25 protein-coding genes, 1 tRNA gene and 1 pseudogene are annotated in these 24971 nt (G+C 61.5%); 10 read left to right on the top strand and 17 right to left on the bottom strand.

Annotated features, from left to right (window positions below; all coding sequences use genetic code 11):
• The first annotated feature begins 360 nt into the window (after window positions 1-360).
• Entirely contained in the window at window positions 361-1185 is an 825-nt protein-coding gene (locus PSEST_RS13185) for a MinD/ParA family protein (RefSeq protein ID WP_015277467.1), read from the top strand.
• A 68-nt stretch (window positions 1186-1253) separates the two neighbouring features.
• On the opposite strand, the gene PSEST_RS13190 is transcribed toward PSEST_RS13185, so the two are convergent.
• The 3 genes from PSEST_RS13190 to PSEST_RS13200 form a co-directional block, all read right to left on the bottom strand.
• On the bottom strand, window positions 1254-1478 hold the full coding sequence (locus tag PSEST_RS13190) for an Hpt domain-containing protein (protein ID WP_041756678.1): 225 nt from the start codon (window positions 1476-1478) through the stop codon (window positions 1254-1256).
• Between the two features lie 7 nt (window positions 1479-1485).
• Window positions 1486-2070: a response regulator gene (locus tag PSEST_RS13195; RefSeq protein WP_041756680.1), complete on the bottom strand. Its 585-nt coding sequence runs from the start codon at window positions 2068-2070 to the stop codon at window positions 1486-1488.
• 75 nt (window positions 2071-2145) lie between these two features.
• Window positions 2146-2772, bottom strand: coding sequence for a response regulator transcription factor (locus PSEST_RS13200; protein WP_015277468.1), 627 nt, complete (start codon window positions 2770-2772; stop codon window positions 2146-2148).
• Window positions 2773-3292: 520 nt separating this feature from the next.
• On the opposite strand from PSEST_RS13200, the gene dusA reads away from it, so the two are divergent.
• Both dusA and tal read left to right on the top strand, forming a co-directional pair.
• The gene (gene dusA, locus PSEST_RS13205; RefSeq protein ID WP_015277469.1) at window positions 3293-4297 is read left to right on the top strand and encodes a tRNA dihydrouridine(20/20a) synthase DusA; all 1005 of its coding nucleotides are present in this window, start codon (window positions 3293-3295) and stop codon (window positions 4295-4297) included.
• A 131-nt stretch (window positions 4298-4428) separates the two neighbouring features.
• Window positions 4429-5355, top strand: a complete 927-nt coding sequence (gene tal / locus PSEST_RS13210; RefSeq protein WP_015277471.1) for a transaldolase — start codon at window positions 4429-4431, stop codon at window positions 5353-5355.
• On the opposite strand, the gene rssC is transcribed toward tal, so the two are convergent.
• A complete protein-coding gene (gene rssC, locus PSEST_RS13215) occupies window positions 5356-5838 on the bottom strand; it encodes an anti-sigma factor antagonist RssC (protein ID WP_015277472.1) in 483 nt (160 codons plus the stop codon).
• Window positions 5835-7019, bottom strand: a complete 1185-nt coding sequence (rssB, locus tag PSEST_RS13220; protein ID WP_015277473.1) for a two-component system response regulator RssB — start codon at window positions 7017-7019, stop codon at window positions 5835-5837. Before rssB ends, rssC begins: the two co-directional genes overlap by 4 nt.
• 193 nt (window positions 7020-7212) lie before the next feature.
• Between rssB and PSEST_RS13225 the strand changes: the two genes are divergently transcribed.
• Window positions 7213-7512 (top strand): PilZ domain-containing protein, encoded by a 300-nt coding sequence (locus PSEST_RS13225; protein ID WP_015277474.1) that lies wholly within the window; start codon window positions 7213-7215, stop codon window positions 7510-7512.
• A 39-nt stretch (window positions 7513-7551) separates the two neighbouring features.
• Here PSEST_RS13225 and PSEST_RS13230 read toward each other — a convergent pair whose 3' ends face one another.
• Window positions 7552-8250, bottom strand: a complete 699-nt coding sequence (locus PSEST_RS13230; protein WP_015277475.1) for a VacJ family lipoprotein — start codon at window positions 8248-8250, stop codon at window positions 7552-7554.
• Window positions 8251-8475: 225 nt separating this feature from the next.
• On the opposite strand from PSEST_RS13230, the gene PSEST_RS13235 reads away from it, so the two are divergent.
• Window positions 8476-8742, top strand: coding sequence for a DUF4404 family protein (locus PSEST_RS13235; protein WP_015277476.1), 267 nt, complete (start codon window positions 8476-8478; stop codon window positions 8740-8742).
• A gap of 39 nt (window positions 8743-8781) precedes the next feature.
• Here PSEST_RS13235 and queF read toward each other — a convergent pair whose 3' ends face one another.
• The 8 genes from queF to PSEST_RS13275 form a co-directional block, all read right to left on the bottom strand.
• Window positions 8782-9612, bottom strand: a complete 831-nt coding sequence (gene queF / locus PSEST_RS13240; RefSeq protein ID WP_015277477.1) for an NADPH-dependent 7-cyano-7-deazaguanine reductase QueF — start codon at window positions 9610-9612, stop codon at window positions 8782-8784.
• Window positions 9613-9705: 93 nt separating this feature from the next.
• Window positions 9706-10485, bottom strand: a complete 780-nt coding sequence (locus PSEST_RS13245; RefSeq protein WP_014820047.1) for an ABC transporter permease — start codon at window positions 10483-10485, stop codon at window positions 9706-9708.
• The gene (locus tag PSEST_RS13250) at window positions 10482-11411 is read right to left on the bottom strand and encodes an ABC transporter ATP-binding protein (RefSeq protein ID WP_015277478.1); all 930 of its coding nucleotides are present in this window, start codon (window positions 11409-11411) and stop codon (window positions 10482-10484) included. The genes PSEST_RS13245 and PSEST_RS13250 overlap by 4 nt, the downstream gene beginning before the upstream one ends.
• Window positions 11412-11496: 85 nt before the next feature.
• On the bottom strand, window positions 11497-12495 hold the full coding sequence (locus tag PSEST_RS13255) for a succinylglutamate desuccinylase (protein WP_015277479.1): 999 nt from the start codon (window positions 12493-12495) through the stop codon (window positions 11497-11499).
• Between the two features lie 12 nt (window positions 12496-12507).
• On the bottom strand, window positions 12508-12789 hold the full coding sequence (locus tag PSEST_RS13260) for a hypothetical protein (protein WP_015277480.1): 282 nt from the start codon (window positions 12787-12789) through the stop codon (window positions 12508-12510).
• Between the two features lie 55 nt (window positions 12790-12844).
• The gene (locus tag PSEST_RS13265; protein WP_015277481.1) at window positions 12845-14065 is read right to left on the bottom strand and encodes an aspartate aminotransferase family protein; all 1221 of its coding nucleotides are present in this window, start codon (window positions 14063-14065) and stop codon (window positions 12845-12847) included.
• 141 nt (window positions 14066-14206) lie between these two features.
• Window positions 14207-14896 (bottom strand): crotonase/enoyl-CoA hydratase family protein, encoded by a 690-nt coding sequence (locus PSEST_RS13270; RefSeq protein ID WP_015277482.1) that lies wholly within the window; start codon window positions 14894-14896, stop codon window positions 14207-14209.
• 127 nt (window positions 14897-15023) lie between these two features.
• Window positions 15024-16313, bottom strand: a complete 1290-nt coding sequence (locus PSEST_RS13275; RefSeq protein WP_015277483.1) for an HD-GYP domain-containing protein — start codon at window positions 16311-16313, stop codon at window positions 15024-15026.
• Window positions 16314-16518: 205 nt separating this feature from the next.
• On the opposite strand from PSEST_RS13275, the gene PSEST_RS13280 reads away from it, so the two are divergent.
• Window positions 16519-16608: transfer RNA gene (locus tag PSEST_RS13280), tRNA-Ser, on the top strand.
• A gap of 153 nt (window positions 16609-16761) precedes the next feature.
• Window positions 16762-17187, top strand: a complete 426-nt coding sequence (locus tag PSEST_RS13285) for a DUF1810 domain-containing protein (protein WP_015277484.1) — start codon at window positions 16762-16764, stop codon at window positions 17185-17187.
• A gap of 34 nt (window positions 17188-17221) precedes the next feature.
• Here PSEST_RS13285 and PSEST_RS13290 read toward each other — a convergent pair whose 3' ends face one another.
• Entirely contained in the window at window positions 17222-17734 is a 513-nt protein-coding gene (locus PSEST_RS13290) for a hypothetical protein (protein WP_015277485.1), read from the bottom strand.
• 358 nt (window positions 17735-18092) lie between these two features.
• Between PSEST_RS13290 and PSEST_RS13295 the strand changes: the two genes are divergently transcribed.
• The 3 genes and pseudogenes from PSEST_RS13295 (at window position 18093) to PSEST_RS13305 (ending at window position 22298) form a co-directional block, all read left to right on the top strand.
• On the top strand, window positions 18093-18449 hold the full coding sequence (locus PSEST_RS13295) for a rhodanese-like domain-containing protein (protein ID WP_015277486.1): 357 nt from the start codon (window positions 18093-18095) through the stop codon (window positions 18447-18449).
• 130 nt (window positions 18450-18579) lie between these two features.
• Window positions 18580-19722, top strand: a complete 1143-nt coding sequence (locus PSEST_RS13300; protein ID WP_015277487.1) for a mechanosensitive ion channel family protein — start codon at window positions 18580-18582, stop codon at window positions 19720-19722.
• A gap of 109 nt (window positions 19723-19831) precedes the next feature.
• Window positions 19832-22298, top strand: a pseudogene (locus PSEST_RS13305) (acyl-CoA dehydrogenase).
• A 60-nt stretch (window positions 22299-22358) separates the two neighbouring features.
• Here PSEST_RS13305 and PSEST_RS13310 read toward each other — a convergent pair.
• Both PSEST_RS13310 and PSEST_RS13315 read right to left on the bottom strand, forming a co-directional pair.
• On the bottom strand, window positions 22359-23960 hold the full coding sequence (locus PSEST_RS13310; RefSeq protein ID WP_015277489.1) for an ATP-binding protein: 1602 nt from the start codon (window positions 23958-23960) through the stop codon (window positions 22359-22361).
• An 11-nt stretch (window positions 23961-23971) separates the two neighbouring features.
• Window positions 23972-24688: a winged helix-turn-helix domain-containing protein gene (locus PSEST_RS13315; RefSeq protein ID WP_015277490.1), complete on the bottom strand. Its 717-nt coding sequence runs from the start codon at window positions 24686-24688 to the stop codon at window positions 23972-23974.
• Window positions 24689-24971 lie beyond the last annotated feature (283 nt).

Raw genomic sequence — 24971 nt, forward strand, 5'->3', positions numbered from 1 at the left:
AGCGAAGCAAGCCAGCCGAACAATTTCATGGCTGACTGATTTACGTGCATGACCATTCGGTTTGCAGGGGGCGCGCAAGCTGCGCCACCAGAGATGTGTGCCTGAAGATCGAAGCACACGCACATTTGCTGAAGAAATTCTGCGGAGGCGCGCACGTTAATTCAAGGCAGCACCACTTAATAAGAAATTTCCTACATCGGCATCGGACGTTTCGCCGTTAAGCCGGAAGAAAACTCTGGGATCATTCCGGCAGGTAGGCAGAACCTGACCGAGTAGCAAGGAATCTGCCCTTGGCCCGTGTCGCCAAGCAATCCGCTCACGGAAACCGGGCGAGTCATTCCCGAGCAAAGGAGAAATACAGTGAACCCTGTACAGGTTATCGCTGTTACTGGAGGTAGAGGGGGCTGCGGCAAGACGAACGTTAGCGTGAATCTTGCGCTCGGCCTGGCAGCCCTCGGACGCCGGGTCATGATTTTGGACGCAGACCTGGCGCTGGCCAATGCCCATGTCCTGCTTGGGCTAGCCAGCAAACAGACCGTTGCCGACGTGCTCCGTGGCACCTGCTCTGCGGAACAGGCGATGCTGAGCTTCAAGGGAAATGTCCGGCTTCTGCCAGGGACATGCGGCGACCTGTCGATGGCGCATCTGACCGCCACCCAGCAAGCAGGCCTGATTCATGCAGTCAGCGATATTCGTGACACGCCCGATGTTCTGATCATCGACACGGCGTCGGGGATTTCCGACTCGACGATGAATTTCATTCGTGCCTCGCGCCAGGTGCTGGTGGTGATCACCGACGAGCCGGCATCTTTCAATGGTGCCTACAACCTCATCAAATTGCTCAACCGCAATTACGGCATCAATCACTTCCATGTGCTGGCGAACATGACTCGCACGCCCCATGAAGGTCGCGCGCTGTTCTCCAGAATGGTCCAGATCACCGATCGCTTCCTGAGCGTCGTACTGGATTATCTCGGCGACGTGCCATTCGACGAAAGCGTTCGCACTGCAGCGCACAAGCGCCGTGCGGTATTCGAAGCCTATCCGAAGTCGAAATGCGCTGTGGCTTATCAGAAGCTGGCGAAGAAGGTCGATGAATGGCCGTTGCCGGTCTATCCCCGCGCGCATCTGGAGTTTTTCGGAGACAACCTGCTCAACCCCGCGCTGGAGCGCCTGGCGTCCTGACAGGAGCGTCAGCTGCCAATCAACCCTTAGGGATACGTGACTTGCGGTTGCCGCACTGCGAACGGCAATCAACCAGCGCCGAGCTGCAGTTCCTGGAGAGCGGCGTCCAGCTTTCGTAATGCGTACAGCAGTGACTCCGCCTCGCGGCGTACGCCATCGAAGGACAGCTGTTCAATACAGACACCTTCCAGCGCTTGGCAACTCTCGACCACATCCTGTGCGCCAATCAGACCAACCGCTCCCCTGATCCGGTGGGCGAAATTGGCCAACTCTTCGATGTCGCGCGCCATCATCAACTGTTCAAGCTTGCGAATATCTGCCTGGGTAGCGATACAAGGTACTGACCAGCAGCTGCATCGCCTTCGGATCCGCCGCGGGCAAACGCCTCAGTCGTTCCCGCAGCGCTTGCGAGTCAAGTTCGCCGCTTGGAACGCTCTGCACATCGGACGACACGCCCTGCATATGCACCTTTATATAGTGGTCGATGTCGACCAGATCCATTGGCTTGAAAAAGCACTCATCCATCCCGGCCGCCAGGCATCGCTCACGCTCCTCCGCAACGGCGTTTGCGGTGAACCCAATAATCAGGCACGGCTGCGCCGACTTCGCTCGTTCCGCTTGGCGGATGGCCTCGGTCAAGGCACAACCATCCATCACCGGCATTCGAGAGTCGGTGATCACAACGTCAACGTCGCCGGCAAACCATTGGGCAAGAGCTGCTTCACCATCAGATGCGCCAACGACCCGATAGCCAAGAAAGCTGAACTGCTGCTGAAGCAGCATCAACCCAGGTGGATAGTCATCGACAACGAGTAATCTCAGTTGCAGCGGCTTCGCGGATTCATCACCGGACGACCCATCCGCTGCGTAAAGGTTGGCAACCATTGGCTCGACTCGGTAAGTAAGGCGGCACCGCAATAGACCAGGCGGCGCACTCGCTCTGTTTAGTTGATGCAGCGGTCAGGTGAAGGAATTGCGCTTGGCGATTTCCGCCAGATCGACCAAGGTGCGGACCCTGAGCTTCTCCATGATGCGCGTCTTGTAGCAGCTGATGGTTTTATTGCTGAGCGCCAGATCCTCGCCGATCTGCTTGTTCGAGTGCCCCAGCGCCAAAAGACGCAGCACAGTGATTTCCCGGTCCGAGAGCGAATTCAATCGCTCGACTTCCGACCCCGAAGCATCGCGATGGCTGACGGAGCTGGCGGTCAGGCTCGGAAAATAATCGTAGCCGGACTTTATCGCCTGAATCGCGCTGCTCAGCTCGCCAAGGTCTCCGCTCTTGCAAACGTAGCCCGCCGCGCCTGCCTGGCGGCACCGCGTGGAAAACAGTCCTGCCGGCTGCGAGCTCAGCACCAAGACCTTGAGCGCATCATTCAACAGCCGTAAACGCATGATCACCGACAAACCGTCCAGCTTCGGGATGCCGATATCGACAATGACCAGGTCAGGCTGAAGTACCTTGGCCTGCTGTATGGCATCGACGCCGTTGTCGGCCTCCCCGACTACGCTATAACCATCACGCTCGAGCAGCATGCGCACTGCCAGACAGATGAATGGATGATCGTCAACGATCAGGACTGTTTTCATGCATTACATAACCGAGGCGTACTGAAGGCACTATGACAGAGCTCATCTGATACTGGCAATTTATGTGAACCACTTAGCATTATTGTTTAAGCGATATCAATTTCAGTATGGACTTTAATCTAATTCCATAACCGCACATTTTAGAAACAGGAAAACTGTAGCCCGCTAGCGTGGCAACTAACGCTGCCAAACAAGCACATCGGTTAAGTTCTGGCCGCCATAAGTCCGCCTATCTCGGGCATGAGCTTGGCTAAACCAGCCAGGAGACGTTTCTGCTCCGCAACCCACAAGCAATCAGACCGCCTGTCTCATCGCCCGGGCAGCCTCGCTGCTTGCCCGCCCCTCAACCGCGCACACGCCAGGTTCTGCGTGTAAACTTGCACCCTGTTTTTCACAGGGCCCTTGGCGCAACCCGGCCGAACAGGGCATGCGCCGTGTCTCAGCCAGGCGCCCTGCCTAGCTGCCGGGTGATGTGAGAACGCCCCTTCAGGAAATGCTGCAGCAACACTGCTGGAACCCCATGTACGAATCCGCCATAGCCGAAACGACGCGCCCTGCACCCTCCCGCCGCTTCTCCGTCGCGCCGATGATGGACTGGACGGACAGGCACTGCAGATACTTCCTGCGCCAACTCTCGCGACATGCACTGCTCTACACCGAGATGGTCACCACCGGTGCGCTACTGCATGGCGATGCGCAGCGGTTTTTGCGGCATGACGAGAGCGAGCACCCACTGGCTCTGCAGCTGGGCGGTAGCGTACCGGCGGAGCTTGCCGCTTGCGCGAAGCTCGCCGAAGCCGCCGGTTATGACGAGGTGAATCTCAACGTTGGCTGCCCCAGCGATCGGGTGCAGAACAACATGATCGGCGCCTGCCTGATGGGCCATCCGCAACTGGTCGCCGATTGCGTCAAGGCCATGCGCGATGCAGTGGGCGTTGAGGTCACCGTCAAGCACCGCATTGGCATCAACGGGCGCGACAGCTATGCCGAGCTGTGCGATTTCGTCGGTCAGGTACGCGACGCCGGCTGCCGCAGCTTTACCGTGCACGCGCGCATCGCCATCCTCGAAGGTCTGTCACCGAAGCAGAACCGCGAAGTCCCGCCATTGCGTTACGACATCGCCGCGCAGCTGAAACAGGACTTCCCGGACCTCGAGATCATCCTCAACGGCGGTATCAAGACGCTGGATGAATGCCGCGCGCACCTGCAAACCTTCGATGGCGTCATGCTGGGTCGCGAGGCCTACCACAACCCCTATCTGCTGGCCCGCGTCGATCACGAGTTGTTCGGCAGCGATACGCCGGTGATCGGCCGGGCGCAGGCTCTGCGCAACATGCGGCCGTATATCGAGCAGCATCTGGCGGAAGGCGGCGCGATGCACCACATCACTCGGCATGTACTTGGTCTGGGCCAGGGCTTCCCCGGCGCGCGGCGCTTCCGCCAGCTGCTTTCGGTGGACATTCACAAGACCAGCCAGCCTCTTGCGCTGCTCGATCAGGCGGTAACGCTACTCGAAGGGCACTGACCGTTCGCCTGCAAGGAACGCCGCCCGCGCAATTGAATCAAAGCCAAGCGCATCCGGGTCCACACGCTCGTTGAGCGGGCCGTCTGGCTCCGGTAAGGTCATGCCACTCATAGGACGGAGCCCCCTCTTACATGACTTCCAAGCTGGAACAACTCAAGCAGTTCACCACAGTGGTCGCCGACACCGGTGACATCGATGCCATTGCCCGCCTGAAGCCGGTGGACGCCACCACCAATCCGTCGCTACTGCTCAAAGCAGCGGCCATGCCGCGCTACGCCGACCACCTCGGCAACGCCATGAAACAGTGCCAGGGCGATATCGGCCTGGCCTGCGATCTTTTCGCCGTAGCCGTCGGCAAGCAGATCCTGGAGCTGATCCCCGGGCGCATCTCCACCGAAGTCGACGCACGACTGTCGTTCGATACCCAGGCCATGGTCCAGCGCGGTGAACGTCTGATCGGTCTGTACGAGCAGGCCGGAATCAGCCGCGAGCGCGTGTTGATCAAGATCGCTTCGACCTGGGAAGGCATTCGCGCAGCCGAGCAGCTGGAGAAAGCCGGTATCCAGACCAATCTGACCCTGCTGTTCTCCTTCACCCAGGCCGTAGCGTGCGCCGAGGCCGGCGTATTCCTGATCTCGCCGTTCGTTGGTCGCATCTACGACTGGTACAAGAAGCATGAGGGTCGTGACTACCAGGGCGCGGAAGATCCGGGCGTGCAATCGGTCAGCCGCATCTACGACTACTACAAGGCGCACGGTTACAAGACGGTGGTAATGGGCGCGAGCTTCCGCAACGTCGGACAGATCGAGGCACTGGCCGGTTGCGATCGGCTGACCATCAGCCCGGAACTGCTCGGTGATCTGGCCGAGGCCAGCGGCACGCTGGAGCGCAAACTGCAGCCTGGTCGCGAGTCAGAGGCGCGTATCAGTCTGGATGAGAAGAGTTTCCGCTGGGGCCTGAACGAGGATGCCATGGCCACCGAAAAGCTCGCCGAAGGCATCCGTCAGTTCGCACGCGATCAGGAAAAGCTCGAAGCGCTGCTGGTCAAACTGGCCTGATCAGGACCGCTCCAAAGCGGTGACGAGGTCATGGAAGGCCTCGCGATTGGACTCGTTGAGGCTCATCAGAATCCGGTGAGCCTCCAACACCTTCGCCTTCACCACCTCCTCCGACTGATCCTGCGAAGGCAGATCGGCCAGGCACTCGGGGCAAGGGAGCGGCGTGTCGACGATATTGAATACCTGATCGAAGCCCATCGACTGCAAGAGTCGAGTGATATCCGGGTGGGTTGTGACCAGCGTCGGCAACATGCCGACTTTCTGCCGCGACAGAATCGACAGCTTGGCCAGCAGGCCCAGCGTAGTGCTGTCGATACTACGGCTCTCGGTCAGATCAATGACGATGGACGAGAAATTGAGCGACGAGAAGATCTTCTCGATCGTTGCATCCAGCGCCGAACAGAGCGTCAGACGGATTTCACCAATGAACTTCAGAACAAAGGTGCCATCCATCTCGGCGAACTGGATTCTACCAGTACTCATGCAAGGTTCCTGCTCAACACCAGCAAGGCGATATCGTCGGGCATGTCAGCCAGTTCGGCCAACCCGAAGACTCGACGTAATCCATCCAGCGTGCCACCAGCCTGGGTTATAAGGCCGGGCAGCGCGGACTCTTTTTCTTTGAGTGTCTCACCGGGCAAAAGGTCCAGAATGCCATCGGAGAGCAATGTCAGACTGAAGCTCTCAGGCAGCTTGAGCTCGAAATTCTGGTAGGTGGCCTCGACGAACAACCCGACCGGCAGACCTCGGCCTTCCAGATAGTGCGCGCTGTCTCCCGTATAGAGCACCGGCATCGGCAGATGGCCACCGATGCTGTAGTGCAGCACGTCATGTTCCTGATCGATCACTCCGCCGAGCATGGTCACGTGCTTGCCCAGCTTGCAATTGATCAGACCACGGTTGATGTGATCGAGCACTTCCGACGGTTTGAACTCGCGCAGCATCCCGCCGCGGCGCGATTCGTACAGCAGGCGGGTGGTCATGAACTTGAGCAGTACGGTTACGAATGCCGATGAAGCACCATGGCCGGACACGTCGGCGAGATAGAAGCCGATGCGCCGCTCGTCCACGCGAAAATAGTCGACGAAGTCACCGGACAGGTACAGCGAGGGAATGATCTGGTGGGCGAAGTCGAAGCCATCGACGCTCCACGGCGTCACCGGCAGCATGTTCATCTGCACCTGACGACCCGCATCCTGATCCTCCTGCAACAGGTGCAGGCTGGCTTGCAGGTCGCGGTTGGCTGTTTCCAGCTGCTCGCGATAGCGGCGGTTCTCCAGGCGCAGGCGCGAACGATCCAGCGCGCGACGCACCGAGTGTTCGAGCATCGCCAGGTCTTCGAGTGGTTTGATCAGATAATCGGCGGCGCCCAGGCGCAACGCCTCGACAGCATCGCTCATCACACCGGCACCGGAAACCACGATCACCGGGAGGTCGATCTGACGCTCGCTGATCTGCCGGATCAGTTCCAGACCATCCATTTGTGGCATGCGCAGGTCGCAGATCACCAGATCGGGCTGCTCCGAATCGAACAGATCCATACCCTGCGGGCCATTGGCTGCCTGCAGGACACGGAAACCGCTGTCATCCAGATAGGCAGCCAGACTGGCTCGAACCACATCGTCGTCATCTATGATCAGCAGCGTCGCGCTTGGTTTAAGCATGTTCCTACCAGGCGGTATCGCCAGGATGATTGGCGAAAACATTGGCCCCGCGTAACGTCGGGTTGGGTACGTTTCAAGGCGCAGACGGTACTCCCATACGTTCGGGGTTTCAAGCCGACCGGCTGGCGCCTTTACAGGTCGAATTGAGGGGAGCTATAAGAACCCAGCGAGCCATATATAAAAGGTTGAGACCATGAGCCAGAAAGACCGGGATTACAGCGAAAAACGCGATTTTATCCGCATGCAGATCGAAACCACCGTTGCACTGGAACATGGCGATACAAAACTCAGCGGCGTCTGTATCGATCTATCCAGCACCGGCATGCAGGTGCTGGCCAGTACGGACCTGCGCATGGGCGACAGGGTTCGCGTGCTGATCCCTTCCGAACACAGTGAACTGAAAGGCCTCGACGCACAGACCGAAGTCGTTCGCATCAGCCAGCTCGACGATGGCCGGCAAAGCCTGGGCCTCGCCATTCTGTCCATGTCCTGACCGGACCTTATAGATGGCCGCAGTCATGCGGCCATGAAATCAGAAGTCGTCTTCGACCTCGCCATCCTTGACGCGGAACTCGCGATTCTGCAGATAGGCGTTGCGTACGAAAATGTAGCGATCGCCGCGAATCATCTTCTCGGCAGAAAGCAGGCCGGCGCGGGTATCCACCAGGTCAACGCCGCGCGTGACGTTGCGCGTCGGGACGTGCTCCATGTGCGGATAAGGCTCGAGGAACGAATCCGGCACACGGCCAAAGGCATCACGCACTGTACTTGGCCCCAACAGCGGCAGCACGACGTAAGGCCCGCTTCCCAAACCCCAGGCGCCGAGGGTCTGGCCAAAATCCTCATCGTTCTTGTGCAGCCCCATGCGGGTCGCCACATCGAAGAACCCGAGCACACCAAAGGTGGTGTTGAACAGGATACGGCTGGTATCGATGCCGGCGTCGCGGACCTTGCCCTGCAACAGATCGTTGGTCAGCACGATCACGTCACCGAGGTTGCTGAACACGTTACCGATGCCGTCTTCGACGAACTCCGGCGTCACCTTCTGGTAACCCTTGGCCAGAGGCTTGAGGGTGTAGGTGTCGACGGTGTCGTTGAAACGGAACACCGCACGGTTGACACCTTCCCACGGATCTTCTTCGGCCAGTGCAGGCGCCGCGCCAAGCATGGCGACAGTGGCGACGAAACCGGCCTTGAGCACGGCGATCCAGGCCGTAGCGATCTTGGGCATTACTTTTTCTCCATAGGTATTGGTGCATGCGGCGCACCGACGCAGACCGCGCAGTATAGAGCGAACACCTGATTTTCGGCAGTCAGCCGGACGTTTGGCTTTCATATCTTCACGCTGAGCCAAGCTGCCTTTGGCAAAGGCACAGACAAGGTGCGGCCGCTGGTTTAACCTTTGATCATCGAGGTTCATACCAAGTCGCCCGTAAACCCATGAGAGGGAAGCAAAATGCCGGAACATGATCTGCAGTCGCAGCTCGAAGAACTGCGTAATCAACTGGCCCAGGACACGCCGCTGACTGATGAGGAACGGGCTTCGCTACATACAATCGCTCAGGACATCGAGGCCAGACTGGCGACTCAGGATACCGGCGAAGCCAACGATTCTCTGGTGGATGGCGTCAACCTGGCGGTAGAACGTTTTGAAGTCAGCCATCCAAACATGGCCATGACGCTGCGCAACATCATGCAGACCCTGGCCAACATGGGCATCTGAAGCAGGTAGCGGGTCGCGCTACGGGCGCGACCCGTTGCGTCATTGACGTACCAGCCGACGATTGTCCACAACCATCGCCTCGGTACTGCGATAGGGATTGATATCCAGCCCACCACGGCGCACATAGCGCGCATAGACGGTCAGTTTCTCCGGCTGCAGTAAGCGCTGCAGATCGAGAAAGATGCGCTCCACGCACTGCTCGTGAAAATCGGCATGCTGACGAAAGCTCACCAGATAGGCCAACAGACTCTCCGCCTGCAGCGCCGCGCCGCGGTACTCGACTACCACGCTGCCCCAATCTGGCTGGCCCGTTACCGGGCAATTGGATTTGAGCAGGTGGCTGTGCAGCGACTCCTCGAGCACGCGCCCCGCATCGCAGGTCAACAGCTCCGGCTGCGGATGGTCGTAGTGCTCGATGGTCACGTCGAGATCGTCGATACAGCGACCCGGCAGCGCCGCAACGCCCTCTGCCGCGACCTCGTCCAGCGTGCGCAAGCGCACCCCTACCGGCTTGCCGGCGGCCGCGGACAAGTCATCAACCATCACCTTCGACAGCGCCTCACGCGATGCGAAGACCGACTGGTTCAGCGAGTTGAGATAGAGCTTGAACGACTTGGATTCGATGATGTTCGGCGAATCGGCCGGAATCTCGAACTCGCCGATGGCCACCACCGGCTTGCCCGACGGCAGCAGCCAGGACAGCTCGTAGCAATTCCACAGATCCACGCCCTGATAGGGCAGCGTCTCGGCAGTGAGACCAAGCTCGGCCCACTTCGGCGCGCGCGGGATCGGAAACAGCAGGTGCGGGCTGTAGGTGGCGACGTAGTCACTGGACTTGCCCAGCGGGGAATGTTCGGCGGGATGCTGCATGGGGAAAGGACCTGAACGAAAAACGCCGCGAAGTTTAGCGCTTCGCGGCGTTCTTTTCAGCGGCATTGGCGCAGCCGCCGAAGGGAGCGCAGCCTACTGGCGCATCCCGCGTCCACTCTTGAGCAGGCCGACGGAGACCAGATAGAGCGCCGCCACCGCCACCAGCATGAAGCTGATCGCCACACCGATACGAATATCGGAAACGCCAAGGATGCCGTAACGGAAGGCATTGACCATGTGCAGCACCGGGTTGGCCAGCGACAGCGTTTGCCAGAACGGCGACAGCAGGTTGATCGAGTAGAACACCCCGCCCAGGTAGGTCAGCGGCGTCAGGACGAAGGTCGGGATGATCGAGATATCGTCGAAATTGCGCGCAAACACCGCGTTGATGAAGCCCCCCAGGGCGAAGATGCTCGCCGTCAGGGTGATCACCAGCACCGTCACGCCCAGGTGATGCACCTGCAAATCGGTGAAGAACATCGACAACAGCGTGACGATCACCGCCACCGCCAGCCCGCGGGTGATACCGCCCAGGGCAAAACCGATGACGATCACATGCGGCGAGACCGGCGAGACCAGCAGTTCCTCGATAGAACGCTGGAACTTGGTGCTGAAAAAGCTCGACACGACGTTGCTGTACGAGTTGGTGATCACCGACATCATGATCAACCCCGGCACGATGTAGTCCATGTAGCTGAAGCCGTCCATGTCGCCGATCCGCGCGCCGATCAGGCTGCCGAAGATGACGAAGTACAGCACCATGGTGATCGCCGGGGGCAGCAGCGTCTGCGGCCAGATGCGCGTGTAGCGACGGATCTCGCGCTGGACGATGGTCTGCAGCGCGACCAGGTTGGGACGCAGCTCACCGCTCATGACTTCACCTTCAGATTGTTCTCCACCAGCGACACGAACAGCTCCTCCAGTCGGTTGGTCTTGTTGCGCAGGCTCAGCACTTCGATACCCTGGGCGCCGAGCAGGCGGAACAGCTCGGTAACGCCCTGGCTTTTCTCTACCTGCACCTCGAGGGTGTGATGGTCGACCAGCCGCGACGGATAGTTACCCAGCTCAGGCGCCACCAGCTGAGACTCCTTGAGATCGAGCAGGAAGGTTTCCACATGCAACTGCGTGAGCAGCTCGCGCATGCTGGTGTTCTTGACGATCTGGCCGTGATCGATGATGCCGATGTTGCGGCACAGCTGCTCGGCCTCTTCCAGGTAGTGCGTGGTGAGGATGATGGTGATCCCCTCGCGGTTGAGTTCGGTGAGGAAGGACCACATCGAACGGCGCAGCTCGATATCCACGCCGGCGGTGGGCTCGTCGAGAATCAACAGGCGCGGCTGATGGATCAGCGCCCGGGCGATCATCAGACGGCGCTTCATGCCACCGGAGAGCATGCGCGAGGACACGTCGCGCTTGTCCCACAGGCCCAGCTGGTTGAGGTAGCGCTCGGCGCGCTCCTTGGCAATCTTCGCCGGGATGCCGTAGTAGCCGGCCTGGGTGACCAGGATGTCGAAGGCCTTCTCGAACTGGTTGAAGTTGAATTCCTGCGGGACCACGCCCAGGCAGCGCTTGAGCCCGGACGGGTCGCGATCCAGGTCATGGCCGAACACGTTGACCGTGCCGCCGCTCTTGTTCACCAGGGTAGAGAGGATGCCAATGGTGGTGGACTTGCCGGCGCCATTGGGCCCGAGCAAGGCAAAGAAATCGCCTTCGGCCACGTCCAGATCGATGCCCTTGAGGGCCTGGAAGCCGTTGCCATAGGTCTTGGTCAACTGCCGGATGGACAGAGCAGTACTCATAAGAAGTGCACACAACGCAGGGGGGAGTGAGGCTAGATAAGGGCGCAGGCGGCCAATTGCAACCGCCCAGACCACCGCGAACGCTTCAACGCTCGCCTTCGGTCTGCTCCAGCGGCACCACGATAAGTGCGGCACGTTGCCCTTCTGCCACATCAGCCATGGGAAACAGGATGCGCGCGCCCGGCTCATCGATCACCCAGCGCGCCCCGTCATCCTCGGCCAGCACGCTGCCGAGCGGAAGTGGTGCGAAATTCTCGATATCGCTGGGCACGCACAAACGAAACCGCGGACTGCGCTTGATGACTTCGCGAGAAATCTGCAGCAACTGCGGCAACGCATGTGCAGCGACTGGTGCCTCGCGCCCCTCGATCATGCCGTACAGGCCCCGCTCGAACTGCACGACCGCCACAGGCAGGCTCTCGCCCGCGCCCTCGGCAAGCTCCAGTGTGAACGCCTCGGCGCCGTAGCGGGTGGACGTCATCGCGCTGAAGGTCGAGGTGGCCTGGCGCTGCAGCAGCACACCCTCGATCGCCAGTCGGTCCAGACGAGTTAACGACTCGGCCGAGACCTGCTCACACTCTCGCCAGGGGCAGATCGCGAACTGGGCAAGGCGTGATGGGCGCAGCGCCGAGTGCAGGTCATAGTGACGACGCTGGCGTCCGGCCCCGCTGAAAAAACCGCCAACCAGCGCTTCGAGCTCCGCCGCACGGATGGCTTCACCGCCCCATACATCCGCATGCTCGCCGCGAAACAGGCGGTTCAGATCGTGCTCGACCTGTCGCACCATTCGGCGCATCGCTGCCGGATTGGCGAACAGCAGCAACAGCGGAGCACGCGGCCGCACATCGTCCCGCGCGAGCGCACGGACCAGGCGATCCAGAACATGTATGGGGATGAGTTCGTTGCCGTGAATGCCTGCCGAAAGCAGCAGGTCGAGGCCTTGATCCTGGCCAGGTGGCGGCGACACCAGCAATGCGCCGTCGGCCAGCCAGTGCAGCTTCACCCCGCGCGGGGTGAGCTGGACCTTCTCGCAGGGCTCGCGCCCGGCGAGGGTCAGTTCCAGCAGCTTGCCAAGGGCGAGCATGCCGGGGAATCGTCAGTGGTTGCAGTCAGGGCCGTGGACGTGCTCGTCGTCATCGGCTTCGGCCGGTTCCATTTCCAGCTGCAGGCTGACCAGATTGGTCGCCAGCGGACGCAGCACCAGATTGGCGTACTCGGTGTCGCCATCCTCGACGTCTACACCGATCATCAGCTGACCGTTGCCAACCTGCTGAATCCATACCTCGCGACCCTGCCAGATCACGGCAAAACGGGTGCAGGAGGTTTCCAGTTGGGTTCCGTCAACATCTTCCAGAACCAGTTGCAGGCTATCGCTCATTTAAATGCTCTCGCTAGTAGAACGCGCGACGCCAGCAGCGCCGCGCTTGGGATGATCAGGCCTGGGTCAGCGCAGCGACGGCGCGCTCGAGACGATCCAGCCCTTCGTCGATATCAGCTTGGTCGATCACCAGGCTCGGCGCCAGGCGCACCACATCGGGGCCCGCCTGCAGCACCATCAGCGCTTCCTTTTCGGCGGCAGCACAGAACGCACCGGCCTTGCCCTTCCAGGCATCGCTCAGCACGCAGCCGATCAGCAGGCCACGGCCACGCACCAGGCTGAACACACCGTAGCGCTCGCCGATCTGCGTCAGGCGGGCCTTGAAGCGCTCATGCTTCGCCTTGACGCCCTCGAGCACTTCCGGCGTGTTGACGATGTCCACTACCGCCTCAGCCACCGCACAAGCCAGCGGGTTGCCGCCGTAGGTGGTGCCGTGAGTACCGACGCTCAGGTGCGCAGCGATCTCGTTAGTCGTCAGCATCGCGCCGATCGGGAAGCCGCCGCCGAGACTCTTCGCATTGGTCAGGATGTCAGGCGTGATGCCGTAATGCATGTAGGCAAACAGCTCACCGGTACGGCCCATGCCGGTCTGCACTTCGTCGAAGATCAGCAGCGCGTTGTGCTCGTTGCACAGCTGGCGCGCACCTTCCAGATAAGCCTGCTCGCCCGGCAGAATGCCGCTCTCGCCCTGAATCGGCTCGAGCACCACCGCGCAGGTCTTGTCGGAAATCGCCGCCTTGAGCGCCTCGAGATCGTTGTAGGGCACATGGGTGATGCCTTCGATCTTCGGCCCGAAGCCGTCGGAATACTTCGACTGCCCGCCCACCGTAACGGTGAACAGGGTCCGGCCGTGGAAGCTGTTCAGCGCGGAAATGATCTCGAACTTCTGCGGACCGTAGACATCATGGGCGTAGCGACGCGCCAGCTTGAAGGCGGCCTCGTTGGCTTCGGCGCCAGAATTGCAGAAGAAGGCGCGATCGGCGAAGGTCGCTGCGACCAGCTTTTTCGCCAGGCGCAATGCCGGCTCATTGGTATAGATGTTGGAGATGTGCCAGAGCTTGCCGGCCTGCTCCGTCAGCGCCGCCACCATTGCCGGATGCGCATGGCCCAACGCGTTGACCGCGATGCCGCCCGCGAAGTCCACCAGTTCTCGGCCGCTCTGATCCCATACTCGCGAGCCCAAGCCACGCACCGGTACGAAGGCTGCTGGAGCGAAGGTGGGAACAATGACCTGGTCGAAATCGGCGCGTTCTACCGGGGTGTGCGGGGCGGACATCGGGGCTCTCCTGCGAGGCGACACTGAATGAGAAATGAAAACGCCCCGCCATCGGCGGGGCGTTACTCGCGCAGTGTAAACGCAGGGCCGGCCCTCGTGCGCACTCGAGCAGAAATTCTCTCGTGCAGTCGGCCTGCTGAATCAGCCGAAGTGTTCCTGGTCCAGGGCGATCGCCTGGTCCAGCGTCTCCAACAGCGCCTTGCGCACTTTCAGTTTGGTGTTCTTGTGCGCCACCATATTGATCTTCTTCAGCTGCTCGGCTGTGGCTTTGGCGACTGCCAACAGCTCGCCGGCCGGCACTACCTTGTCAAGGAAGCCGGCATCGACCGCGCTCGCCGGATCGAACATCTCGCCGTTGATCACCGAGCGGTGGAATGCGGATTTGCGCAGACGGTCGCGCGCCAGTTCGATACCGGCATGGTGCATTGTCATGCCGATCTGCACTTCATTGAGGCCGATATGGAACGGCCCTTCGACACCGATGCGGTAATCCGAAGACAGCAGCAGAAACGCACCCTTGGCAATCGCATGCCCTGGGCAGGCGACGATGACCGGGAACGGGTGCGCCAGCATCCGCCGCGCAAAGGTCGAGCCGGTGGCAACCAGGGCCATGGCGTTCTGTGGACTGGAGGTCATGACCTTCAGGTCGTAGCCACCGGAAAGAATGCCCGGCTGCCCGGTAAGAATCACGATCGCGCGGTCCTGCTCGGCACGATCCAGTGCAGCGTTGAGCGCCTCGAATACCGCAGGCGAGAGCGCATTGACCTTGCCATTGCACAGCGTCAGCGTGGCGACGCCGTCTTCGAATTGGTAAGAGACCAGCTCACTCATGACGAGATTCCTTGTTTTTGAAGTGCGCAGACGTTACCCAGCACTCCGGTTCAGGTAAAGCACGATGACCGACCGACCGGTCACGCCTGGGACCTCAAATGCCGGCTAGAGTCATGGTTGCTGACGCTCAGGCATCCTGCTCGAAGGATGCGAGTGTCTGTGGATGCAGGATGGATTGCAGTTCCGGATCGGCGATATGCAACCCGAAGGAGCCGTCGGGCAAGCCAATGGAAATTCGATAGGGAGTGCCCTCTGCGTCCACCGTGACCTGGGCGAGGTCCAGATAGCGCGCAGCACAGCGCTGCTTGGCGGCATCGCGCAGGACCACGACGCGCGGCCGCAGCTGAAACTGCTTGTGTTTCTCCACCACCACGGCGACTTCACCAGTATGCAGTTCAACCAGTGTGCCGACCGGGAACGCGCCCAGCCAGCGGATGAATTCCAGCACCAGATCCTCGTCAAACTGCCTGCCACTGCCACTGCGCAGAATCTCGAAAGCCGCCTGGACCGGTCGCGCGCAATCGTAGGCCCGATGGCTGGTGATTGCATCGAATGCATCGACGATGGTGATGATGCGCGTCATGTAGGAAATCTGCGCGGGTCCGGAACCTAACGGGTAGCCGGTGCCATCGAGCCGCTCATGGTGGCCGTACGCCGCATGCAGCGCTGCCTCAGGAACTCCCGGCTGCGCCCGAAGCGCTTCCAGGCCGAAGACCGGGTGCCGCTTGATGACTTCGAACTCCTGCGACGTCAGCTTGCCCGGCTTGTTGAGAATCTGCGGATCAATGCGCATCTTGCCGACGTCATGCAGCAGACCGGCCATGCCCAGCAACTGCAGCTTGTCATCCTGCAGCCCGAGATGGTTGCCGAACCCCATCGCCATGATCGAAACGGACAGGCAATGCAGGCTGGTATACAGATCCTTGTTCTTCAGCCGAATCAGCCAGAGCATGGCGCTCTCGTTGCGCAGCATGCTTTCCAGATTGCGCTTGACCGCACCGTGGCACGCCCGGGTATCGATGACCCGCCCATGCTGGACATCGGCGAGCACCTGCTCAATCAGCTGGGAGCCATCCTGGTAGGCCGAACGAGCTTCTTCCACTTCAGTCGAGAGCGCGTGATACGTACGCTCCTGCGGTTTGCGCGCACGCGGCGTAGCGGTTGCGACCGGAACACCGTGCTGCAGACGGACTCGCCGCGTATCGTCGACATAGACATAGTCACAACAGCTGCGAACCTTACGTATCTCACCGGGCGTCAGTAGCGGGAACCCCTGGAATGCGAAGTTCGTTTCGCTCCATGGTCGGTCCAGCTCGCAGACATACATACCCAATTCCAGGCTGGCGACAGCCACCCGGCGACGGGTCGGCACCAACAGGGTATCGGTATGGTTGTCTGATTGGCTTGTCCGTCGCATGGGACAGGTGCGCTCCGCTCGGCTTCTTTCCAAAATAACCCAGGCAGTGACCCGGGTTGCAACAGCAGTCTAGCGGAACATGCTGCCCGTCACCTGCGCGAAGCCGGATTTGTTAAGCGCATGAATAAGCTAAAAAAGTTTTTGCCAAAGGCAGTGCGTTCGATTACATTAGCGCGCCTCGACGGACATGAACCTCCGTCGATCCGGTGAGGTGTCCGAGCGGTTGAAGGAGCACGCCTGGAAAGTGTGTATACGAGAAATCGTATCAAGGGTTCGAATCCCTTCCTCACCGCCATATTCGAATCAAGCAAAACCCCTGACTTCATACGAAGTCAGGGGTTTTTGCGTTTAAGGTCCAACGCTCGCCTGCCATACATCCGCCGTCGGTTGCCGCCCTGACCAAAGCTGTAGCAGATTCGCCCTTCTCTCCTCTTTCGAGACGAAGCCCATGGGCGACCCTTATGATCTGCAGCGTTTCGTCGATGCCCAGCAGGCTCACTACGAGCAAGCGCTTAATGAACTGCGCAGCGGCCGAAAGCATTCGCACTGGATGTGGTTCATCTTTCCGCAACTTCAGGGCCTGGGCCGTAGCGCCATGGCACAGCGCTACGCCATCTCGGGTCGCGATGAAGCAATCGCTTACCTGCAGCACCCTTTACTGGGAGCGAGGCTGCGGGCGTGCACCGAGGCGATGCTCGAACACGGCACTCGCAGCGCTCGACAGATCCTGGGTAGCCCGGATGACCTGAAATTTCATTCCAGCATGACGCTATTTGCCCAGGCGGCATCGGACCCAGCGCTATTCGAACAGGCCTTACAGGTCTTTTTCAACGGCCGACCGGATCCGGCCAGCCTGGAGCGACTGAGCGACTGAGCAGCGACAGCGCTGCACAGCCATGCCAAACCACTTAACGTTGACCGGCAGCACCACCCATCGCACCGCCAGTCGCAGCGCCTCCGCTGTCCGCGCCGCCGGCTTCGTTACCGCCACCTGTTCCGATTCCACCCGGCGGTGTGACACCACCCTGACCCGCGTTTCCATTGGCACCACCCGGAGTCGCCTGCGGCTGCGTAGTACCCGGAGCAGGAGTGGTTCCCAAGCCACGATTCGGCTGTTGCACATTGTCCTGGGCGCTCGGCAGACCGGTACCGGCGGGCCGGTTCGCGGCGCCGGGCGCATTGGGCTGTGGATTGATGGCATCGCTCTGCACGCCGCCGCGATTGAGGCCCTGCGCATCGTTCCCGGTCGCCGCAGGCTCGCGGATATGGTTGATATCTCGGCCGATCTGCTGGCGATTTTCCTCCAAGTCGGCACCCATCTGCTCGCGCTCCTGCTGCAGGGTCATATTCTCCTGCTGGGCGAACGCAGCCGTCGAAACGGCAGCGAGCAGCAGTATCAGCGATAGCTTCGGCTTGTTCATTGGTTGCCCTCCGATTGGGTTACTCAAGGAAGACAACCAAAAGCCCGGCGCAACTTCATTGACCCGTCAATTTACTGGTGCGGAACTTGCTTGCTCATTTATAGCCAGGCGAACGTCCGGTACGTCTCGTTTCCGTCGCACGATTTATGGAAATCACAAACACCGTACCGTCTCGGTCCTTTCGGCAAGGCGACAATTCGCTGCACACAAGAATAAAAGGCCATGTCATGCTCAAGCAGAAGAAGTTCCGGCAGGCGACCCTGATCGTCATCGCCACGGCAGTGATTCTGATCCTGCCCAATCTGACCCGTATATTCAGCTGAGCGCGCGCCTCAGGCGCGCCCATGAGGAAGCCCTGATGCGTACGCCCGCCCTGTTCGTTTTACTTGCGTTAAGCCTCGGCGCCACGGCCGGCGAGATCGACCGAACCACCGCGCTGCAGGTCATGCAACAACCGGACGCTGTTCTGATTGATGTCAGGACCGCCGAAGAATTCGCCGAAGGTGCGCTACCTGGCGCCAGACGAATCGAGACACCAGATCTTGCCCAGCGCATCGGCAATATCGCGCCCGACAAGGACACACCCGTGGTGCTCTACTGCCGCAGCGGCCGGCGCTCGTCGGCCGCGCAGGAGGTCTTGGAGAAGCTTGGCTACAGCCAGGTCATCAATGCCGGCGGCTACGATCAGCTTGCCGCCATCCTGCAGCGCAACTGAAGCGCGCATTCGCCGATAGCGCCTGCCACGCTCGCCCTGCCGGCCACCGACAAGGGAACTTATGCGCAGCAAGGACCACTGAAAAACGTGGTCTTTGCCGCATCAAGCGCACCCTTGCCGGAGGATATGGATGAATTGGGACGCCCTGCTCAACGAGACATTCTGGATCAACCTGGCGATCGTGCTGGGCATCACCATCGTCAGTTTTCTGGTCCTGCGCACCATTCTTGGCATCGTGACCCGGCGCCTGAGCAAGCTGGCGAGCGGAGCGAAAACCAAGTTTCTCGGCATCGCCGCCGAACTGCTTTCACGCACCAGCAACCTGCTGATTCTGGCGTTCTCGCTGCTCATCGCCCTGAAGACGGTCGAATTGTCGCCACGCTGGGAATCGACCATGTCCCACGGCTGGTTCATCGCCTTGGCGTTCCAGTTCGCACTGTGGATGGACACCGGCGTGCGTCTCTGGATGGAAAGCCTGACCCGCGACGGCAAGGCACGCAATCCGGTCACCACCACCATCATCGGCATCATGATCCGCATCGTGGTCTGGACCATGATGCTGCTGTCGATCCTCGCCAACCTGGGCGTCGACATCACCGCCATGGTCGCCAGCCTCGGTGTCGGCGGTATCGCCATCGCCCTGGCCGTGCAGACGCTACTGAGCGACATCTTCGCCTCGCTTTCCATCGGCGTGGACAAGCCCTTCGAGATTGGCGACTTCGTGGTGTTCGGCGAGGTGGCCGGCAACATCGAGCACATCGGTCTGAAGACCACGCGCATCCGCGCACTCAGCGGTGAGCAGGTGGTGATTGCCAACGCGGATCTGCTGCGCCAGATCGTGCACAACTACAAGCGCATGAACACCCGGCGAATCGTGTTCAAGTTCGGCATCACCTACAACACGCCCACCGACAAGGTGAAAGAGGTCGCGGCACTGGTGAAGCGCATCATCGACGGCATCGAAGTGGCCAAGTTCGACCGTGCGCATTTTCTCGGCTTCGACGACAGCCAGCTGACCTTCGAGGTCGTCTACATCATGCAGGTCTCGGACTACAACCGGTACATGGACACCCAGCAGGAGATCAACCTGGCGCTGCTCGAGGGCATGCGCGAGATGGGCGTGCAGTTCGCCTTCCCGACCCGCAGCGTGGAGTTCATCGGTGGCAGCCTGCCGGAAATAAGCGTGGCCGGCGTCCCGCAGGAAAAACCCGCCGCCAACCAGAACGGAGTAGACGCCGAGCGCCAATCCCGCGACGCCCAGCCACGCGCTTGACCCATCCCGGTGTCGCCGCAACCCGCGGCTACACCTCGTCCCTTCGCCGCAGCGGCGCAAGCGCCTATGCTGAAGACGGAAGCTTTTCGAACCTAAAAGGATAAGACTCATGACGCTGCTCTGGTTACTGGTCCTGCTGCTCGGCATCGCTGTACTCGCCCACCTGCGCGTGTCGCCGGTGCCGGCGCTGGTGATCGTCGCCACCTACCTGATCTTCATGACGACCGCCGACACGTCCGGCGTGGTGGTATTCCTGCTCTGGTTGACATTGATTGCCGTCGCGGTGCCGCTGCTAGTCGCGGATGTTCGCCGCAAGTATTTCAGCGGGCCGATGTTCGACTGGTTCAAGAAGGTGCTACCGCCGATTTCCGCCACCGAGCGCGACGCCATCGACGCTGGCACCGTGTGGTGGGACGGCGAGCTGTTCAGCGGCCGCCCGAACTGGGACACCCTGCTCGGCTATCCGAAGGCGCGCCTGACCGCGGAAGAACAAGCCTTCCTCGACGGCCCTACCGAAACGCTCTGCGCACTGGTCAGCGAATGGGATATCGCGCAACGAATGGACCTGCCGCCGGCCGCCTGGGAGTACATCAAGGCCGAAGGCTTCTTTGCCCTGATCATCCCCAAGGAATACGGCGGCAAGGGCTTTTCCGCCTATGCCCATTCGCAGATCGTGATGAAGCTGGCGACCCGCAGCGGCGACCTGGCCAGCACCGTCATGGTGCCCAACTCCCTCGGCCCAGCCGAGCTGCTGATGCACTACGGCACTGAAGAGCAGCGCAACCACTACCTGCCACGCCTCGCCAACGGCACCGATATCCCCTGCTTCGCCCTGACTGGCCCCTACGCCGGCTCCGACGCCGGCGCGATGAACGACAGCGGCGTGATCTGCCGCGGCCAATGGCAAGGCGAAGAAGTGCTCGGCCTGCGCCTGAACTGGGAGAAGCGCTACATCACCCTCGGCCCGGTGGCGACCCTGCTCGGTGTGGCCTTCAAGACCTACGACCCGGATCACCTGCTCGGCGATGAGGAAGAACTGGGCATTAGCCTGGCGCTGATCCCCACCGACACCCCCGGCGTCGACATTGGCCGCCGTCACTTGCCACTCGGCGCAGCCTTCATGAACGGGCCGAACTGGGGCAAGGACGTCTTCGTGCCGCTGGAAGCGATCATCGGCGGCCGCGACATGATCGGCAAAGGCTGGATGATGTTGATGAACTGCCTGTCGGTCGGTCGTTCCATTTCCCTGCCCGCGACCGGCACCAGCGCCGCCAAGGTCTGCAGCTACGTGGGTGGCCGCTATGCGCAGGTCCGCGAGCAGTTCAATGTCCCGCTGGCCGCCTTCGAAGGCATTCAGGAGCCACTGGCGCGCATCGGCGGCAACGCCTGGCTGATGGATGCCGCGCGCATCCTTACCGCCAACGCCGTCGACCTGGACCGCCAACGCCGTCGACCTGGGCGAAAAGCCCTCGGTGCTGTCGGCGATACTCAAGTACCACCTCACCGAGCGCGGCCGCGCGTGCATTACCGATGCCATGGATATTCACGGCGGCAAGGGCATCATCCTCGGCCCGAACAATTACCTGGGACGGCTGTGGCTGTCGGCGCCGATCTCCATCACCGTCGAAGGCGCCAACATCCTTTCGCGCAACCTGATGATCTTCGGCCAGGGCGCAATCCGCTGCCACCCGTTCGTGCTGCGTGAGATGGAGCTGGTCCACGAGACGGATCGCGAAGCGGCAGTCGTGAAGTTCGACGACTTGCTGATGCAGCACATCGGCTTCGCCGTCAGCAATACCGCCAGCACCCTGCTGCTGGGGCTGAGCTTCGGTCTGATGGGGCGAGTGCCAGGGACGAGCGTCACCCAGCCCTACTTCCGCGCGCTCAACCGCATCGCCGCGGCGTTCGCCATGCTGGCGGACCTGTCGATGATGCTGCTGGGTGGCGAACTCAAGCGCCGCGAACGGCTGTCAGCACGTCTGGGCGACGTACTCAGCCATCTCTATCTCGCCTCCGCAGCGCTCAAGCAGTTCCATGACCTCGGCCACCCGACCGCGCAGGAGCCACTGCTGCGCTGGGCGCTGGAAGATTGCCTGGAGAAAGCCGAAAGCGCGCTACGTGACGTGCTGGCCAACTTCCCCAACCGCATCCTCGGGCACCTGCTGCATGCCTTGGTATTCCCCTTCGGCGCACGCCACAAAGGGCCGTCGGATGTACTGGACGCCGAAGTCGCCGCCCTGCTCGGCCGTCCGGAGGGCGATCCGGCGTTGGAAAGCATTCTCGACGGCATGTATCGCCCGCATGATCCAGAGCAGCCCCTCGGTTCACTGAAGCACGCGTTCGAGGCCATTGCCAGCAGTCAGGGCACGGCGAAGAAACTGGCCAAGGCGGTGAAGGCCGGCACCGTACAACCCGCCCCCGGCGAGAGCCTGGTCGACGCAGCATTGACGGCCGGTGTCATCGACGCCGTCGAAGCTGAGCAGCTGCGAACGGCGGAACTCGCTCGACGCAAGGTCATCGACGTCGACGACTTCGCCAAGGAAGCGCTGGAACTGCAGGAAGGCCGTATCCGCTGACGGCACCGACGCGACCGCAGCGCAGGGTGAGCCCTGGAAGCTCACCCGACGCTGCGACGCTCAGTCCGGCCGGTGCCGCGGCCACACCAGACTGAAGCGCGCCCCACCCAGCTCGCTGTGACTCAACTGCGAGCGGCCGCTGTGCCAATAGATGATCCGCCGCACGATGGACAAGCCCAGCCCGTGCCCACCCGAGGCGCGGGTGCGGCTGTCATCCAGACGCAGGAACGGGGTGAAGACCTTTTCCCAATCCGCCTCCGGCACGCCGGGGCCGTCGTCGTCCACATCCAGCCGCACCGTTTGCCCTTCGATAGCGAAGCTGACCTGCACCCGACTCTCGGCATGGCGCATGGCGTTGTTGATCAGGTTGCTCAGGGCGCGGCGCAGGTACTGCGGCTCCGCCTCGGCCCAGCAGCTGCCATCGGCGGCCGTTGTGCATTCGCCACGCCTGACGCTGACATCGGGACGTAACGGCGCCAGCTCACCGATCACCTGATCGACCAGTGCCCGCAGGTCGACCTGCTGGAAGTTCAGGGTCGGCGAGCCGCGTTCCAGCCGCGAGTACACCAGCATCTCGTCGACCAGCGCATCGAGGTCGTCGATGTCGCCGTCCATGCCTTCCAGGTACTTGCGCCGGGCCTCGTCGGTCTGCGCCTCGGCGCTCATTTCCAGGCCGAAACGCAGGCGCGCGACCGGCGTGCGCAGTTCATGGGCCACAGCGCTGACCATCTCCCGCTGCACCGCCAGCAAACGCTGCAGATGCCTGGCCATACCGTTGAACGCCGCCGCCAGGCGCCCGACCGAATCGGTACCGACATCCGGCACGCGGGTTTCCAGATTGCCCGCGGCGATACGGGTCGCCGCACCTTCCAGCACGCTCAGGCGCTGTTCCAGCTGACGCACCAACAGATACACCGTCAGACCGATCAGCGACAGGCCGAGCAAGCCGATCAAGATCAGCAGCTGCGGTGGATAGGGATTCATCTGGTACAGCGGGCCGAGCTGCATGATCCAGCCGGTGCCGGCGATGGCGGCAAACACGCGAATGGCATCGCCGCCCTGAGCGAGCGCCATCACCGTGTCGCCCTCGTCCAGGCGCCGCCGCTGGTCGTCATCGAGGTTGGCGCTGTCGCGTGTCAGCAATTCCAGATCGAAGCCGAACCCCCGCGCCTGCTTGAGCTCGGCCAAGCGCTGCGGCTGTTCGGCTTCGGGGTAGCGGATCAGCTCGTCGATCAGCAGATAGATGGTGGCGCGCGCCAGCTGTTCGCTGAGCTGCTCGACTTCACCGGTAAGCACCAGCCGATCCCGTGCACTGACCAGGCTGAACACCGTGGTGCTCTGTGGTCGGATCTGCTCGACCAGCACCTGCCCACGCAGCAAGCGCGCCTCCAGGCGACTTTCCAGGCGAACGTCATCCAGTGTGCGCACCCGCAGCGGAATGCCCAGCAGCCGCCCCCAGAGGTTCGCCGCCTGGCGCCGCTCGATCGGCGTCATGCTGCTCATGTTGTGCGCCATCAGGCGGAAGGTGCCACTGGCCAGGCGCTCGCGGTGATCGTCCGCGCGGGACTGGTTGAGCAGGTGCAGGCCACCGGCGCCGAGTAGCGCCACCAGCACCAGCACCCCCAGCATGCCGCCATAGATGCGCAGGAAGATCGAGTTCATGGGCGGCGGCGCTACACCATCGCCACGGCAGCTTCGGAAACGAACAGATAACCCTTGCCGCGCACCGTCTTGATCAGTCGTGGGTGTTCCGGATCGTCACCGATCTTCGGGCGGATGCGCGAGATACGCACATCGATGGAGCGGTCCTGGCCGTCGTATTCGATGCCACGCAGCTCGGCGAAGATCTCTTCACGGGAAAGGATGCGCCCGGGGTTGGAGGTCAGCAGCCAGAGCAGGTCGAACTCGGCGCCGGTCAGTTCGATCTGCTGCTCGCGCAGCCAGGCCTCGCGCAGGGCGCTATCGATCACCAGCGGGCCGAACTGCAGGCGCTTGGCATTGGTCGACGCCTCAGGCGGCTGACGGCGCAGCAGCGCACGGATGCGCGCCAACAACAGGCGTGGACGCACCGGTTTGCAGACGTAATCGTCGGCGCCGGTTTCCAGCCCAAGCACCTGATCCAGATCGTCGGCCCGTGCGGTGAGCATGAGGATGGGGCCATCGTAGCGATCACGTACCCGCCGGCAGATCGACAGGCCATCCTCGCCGGGCAGCATCAGATCGAGTACCACCAGGTCCGGACGCTCTTCGATGATGCGGTCGACAGCACAGGCGCCGTCCGACTCGATCGACACCTCGAAGCCGCCGTTGCCCTGCAGGTACTCCTGCGTCAGCTCAGCCAGGCGTCGATCGTCCTCGACAATGAGAATCCGCCACGTCTCTTGCTCCATCCCCCGCCCCCTGCCGAACCATCAGGCCACAAACGAACAAGCGCGCATTGTACCCAACGTCCGAGCCCCAACGATGCACAAAAAACGGGCAACGGCAAACACAACATGTTGTGTCATTGACCATCATCAAAATATGCCAGACGGCACGTATTTCGTCGGTATTCGGCCGAGCGCCGAAGGCATGCGGCCTGCGGCCGGACGCCGCGCTTTCACCCACAAACCGCACACACGTTATCCACAGGTTATCCCGGTCAGCTGCCTTGCATTGGCCCCGAGCCAGCAT

The organism is Stutzerimonas stutzeri RCH2 (assembly GCF_000327065.1).
Lineage (GTDB): Bacteria > Pseudomonadota > Gammaproteobacteria > Pseudomonadales > Pseudomonadaceae > Stutzerimonas > Stutzerimonas stutzeri_AE.

What these genes read in the sequence shown, in the direction of transcription:
- PSEST_RS13200 (WP_015277468.1), bottom strand. Translation starts at nt 2,772, where the DNA reads ATGAAAACAGTCCTGATCGTTGACGATCATCCATTCATCTGTCTGGCA.
- PSEST_RS13235 (WP_015277476.1), top strand. Translation starts at nt 8,476, where the DNA reads ATGCCGGAACATGATCTGCAGTCGCAGCTCGAAGAACTGCGTAATCAA.
- rssC (WP_015277472.1), bottom strand. Translation starts at nt 5,838, where the DNA reads ATGAGTACTGGTAGAATCCAGTTCGCCGAGATGGATGGCACCTTTGTT.
- PSEST_RS13195 (WP_041756680.1), bottom strand. Translation starts at nt 2,070, where the DNA reads ATGGTTGCCAACCTTTACGCAGCGGATGGGTCGTCCGGTGATGAATCC.
- PSEST_RS13255 (WP_015277479.1), bottom strand. Translation starts at nt 12,495, where the DNA reads ATGCTCGCCCTTGGCAAGCTGCTGGAACTGACCCTCGCCGGGCGCGAG.
- queF (WP_015277477.1), bottom strand. Translation starts at nt 9,612, where the DNA reads ATGCAGCATCCCGCCGAACATTCCCCGCTGGGCAAGTCCAGTGACTAC.
- PSEST_RS13275 (WP_015277483.1), bottom strand. Translation starts at nt 16,313, where the DNA reads ATGCGACGGACAAGCCAATCAGACAACCATACCGATACCCTGTTGGTG.
- PSEST_RS13315 (WP_015277490.1), bottom strand. Translation starts at nt 24,688, where the DNA reads ATGGAGCAAGAGACGTGGCGGATTCTCATTGTCGAGGACGATCGACGC.
- PSEST_RS13300 (WP_015277487.1), top strand. Translation starts at nt 18,580, where the DNA reads ATGAATTGGGACGCCCTGCTCAACGAGACATTCTGGATCAACCTGGCG.
- PSEST_RS13225 (WP_015277474.1), top strand. Translation starts at nt 7,213, where the DNA reads ATGAGCCAGAAAGACCGGGATTACAGCGAAAAACGCGATTTTATCCGC.
- PSEST_RS13295 (WP_015277486.1), top strand. Translation starts at nt 18,093, where the DNA reads ATGCGTACGCCCGCCCTGTTCGTTTTACTTGCGTTAAGCCTCGGCGCC.
- PSEST_RS13290 (WP_015277485.1), bottom strand. Translation starts at nt 17,734, where the DNA reads ATGAACAAGCCGAAGCTATCGCTGATACTGCTGCTCGCTGCCGTTTCG.
- PSEST_RS13250 (WP_015277478.1), bottom strand. Translation starts at nt 11,411, where the DNA reads ATGAGTACTGCTCTGTCCATCCGGCAGTTGACCAAGACCTATGGCAAC.
- rssB (WP_015277473.1), bottom strand. Translation starts at nt 7,019, where the DNA reads ATGCTTAAACCAAGCGCGACGCTGCTGATCATAGATGACGACGATGTG.
- PSEST_RS13245 (WP_014820047.1), bottom strand. Translation starts at nt 10,485, where the DNA reads ATGAGCGGTGAGCTGCGTCCCAACCTGGTCGCGCTGCAGACCATCGTC.
- PSEST_RS13285 (WP_015277484.1), top strand. Translation starts at nt 16,762, where the DNA reads ATGGGCGACCCTTATGATCTGCAGCGTTTCGTCGATGCCCAGCAGGCT.
- PSEST_RS13310 (WP_015277489.1), bottom strand. Translation starts at nt 23,960, where the DNA reads ATGAACTCGATCTTCCTGCGCATCTATGGCGGCATGCTGGGGGTGCTG.
- PSEST_RS13265 (WP_015277481.1), bottom strand. Translation starts at nt 14,065, where the DNA reads ATGTCCGCCCCGCACACCCCGGTAGAACGCGCCGATTTCGACCAGGTC.
- dusA (WP_015277469.1), top strand. Translation starts at nt 3,293, where the DNA reads ATGTACGAATCCGCCATAGCCGAAACGACGCGCCCTGCACCCTCCCGC.
- PSEST_RS13270 (WP_015277482.1), bottom strand. Translation starts at nt 14,896, where the DNA reads ATGAGTGAGCTGGTCTCTTACCAATTCGAAGACGGCGTCGCCACGCTG.
- tal (WP_015277471.1), top strand. Translation starts at nt 4,429, where the DNA reads ATGACTTCCAAGCTGGAACAACTCAAGCAGTTCACCACAGTGGTCGCC.
- PSEST_RS13260 (WP_015277480.1), bottom strand. Translation starts at nt 12,789, where the DNA reads ATGAGCGATAGCCTGCAACTGGTTCTGGAAGATGTTGACGGAACCCAA.
- PSEST_RS13230 (WP_015277475.1), bottom strand. Translation starts at nt 8,250, where the DNA reads ATGCCCAAGATCGCTACGGCCTGGATCGCCGTGCTCAAGGCCGGTTTC.
- PSEST_RS13190 (WP_041756678.1), bottom strand. Translation starts at nt 1,478, where the DNA reads ATGATGGCGCGCGACATCGAAGAGTTGGCCAATTTCGCCCACCGGATC.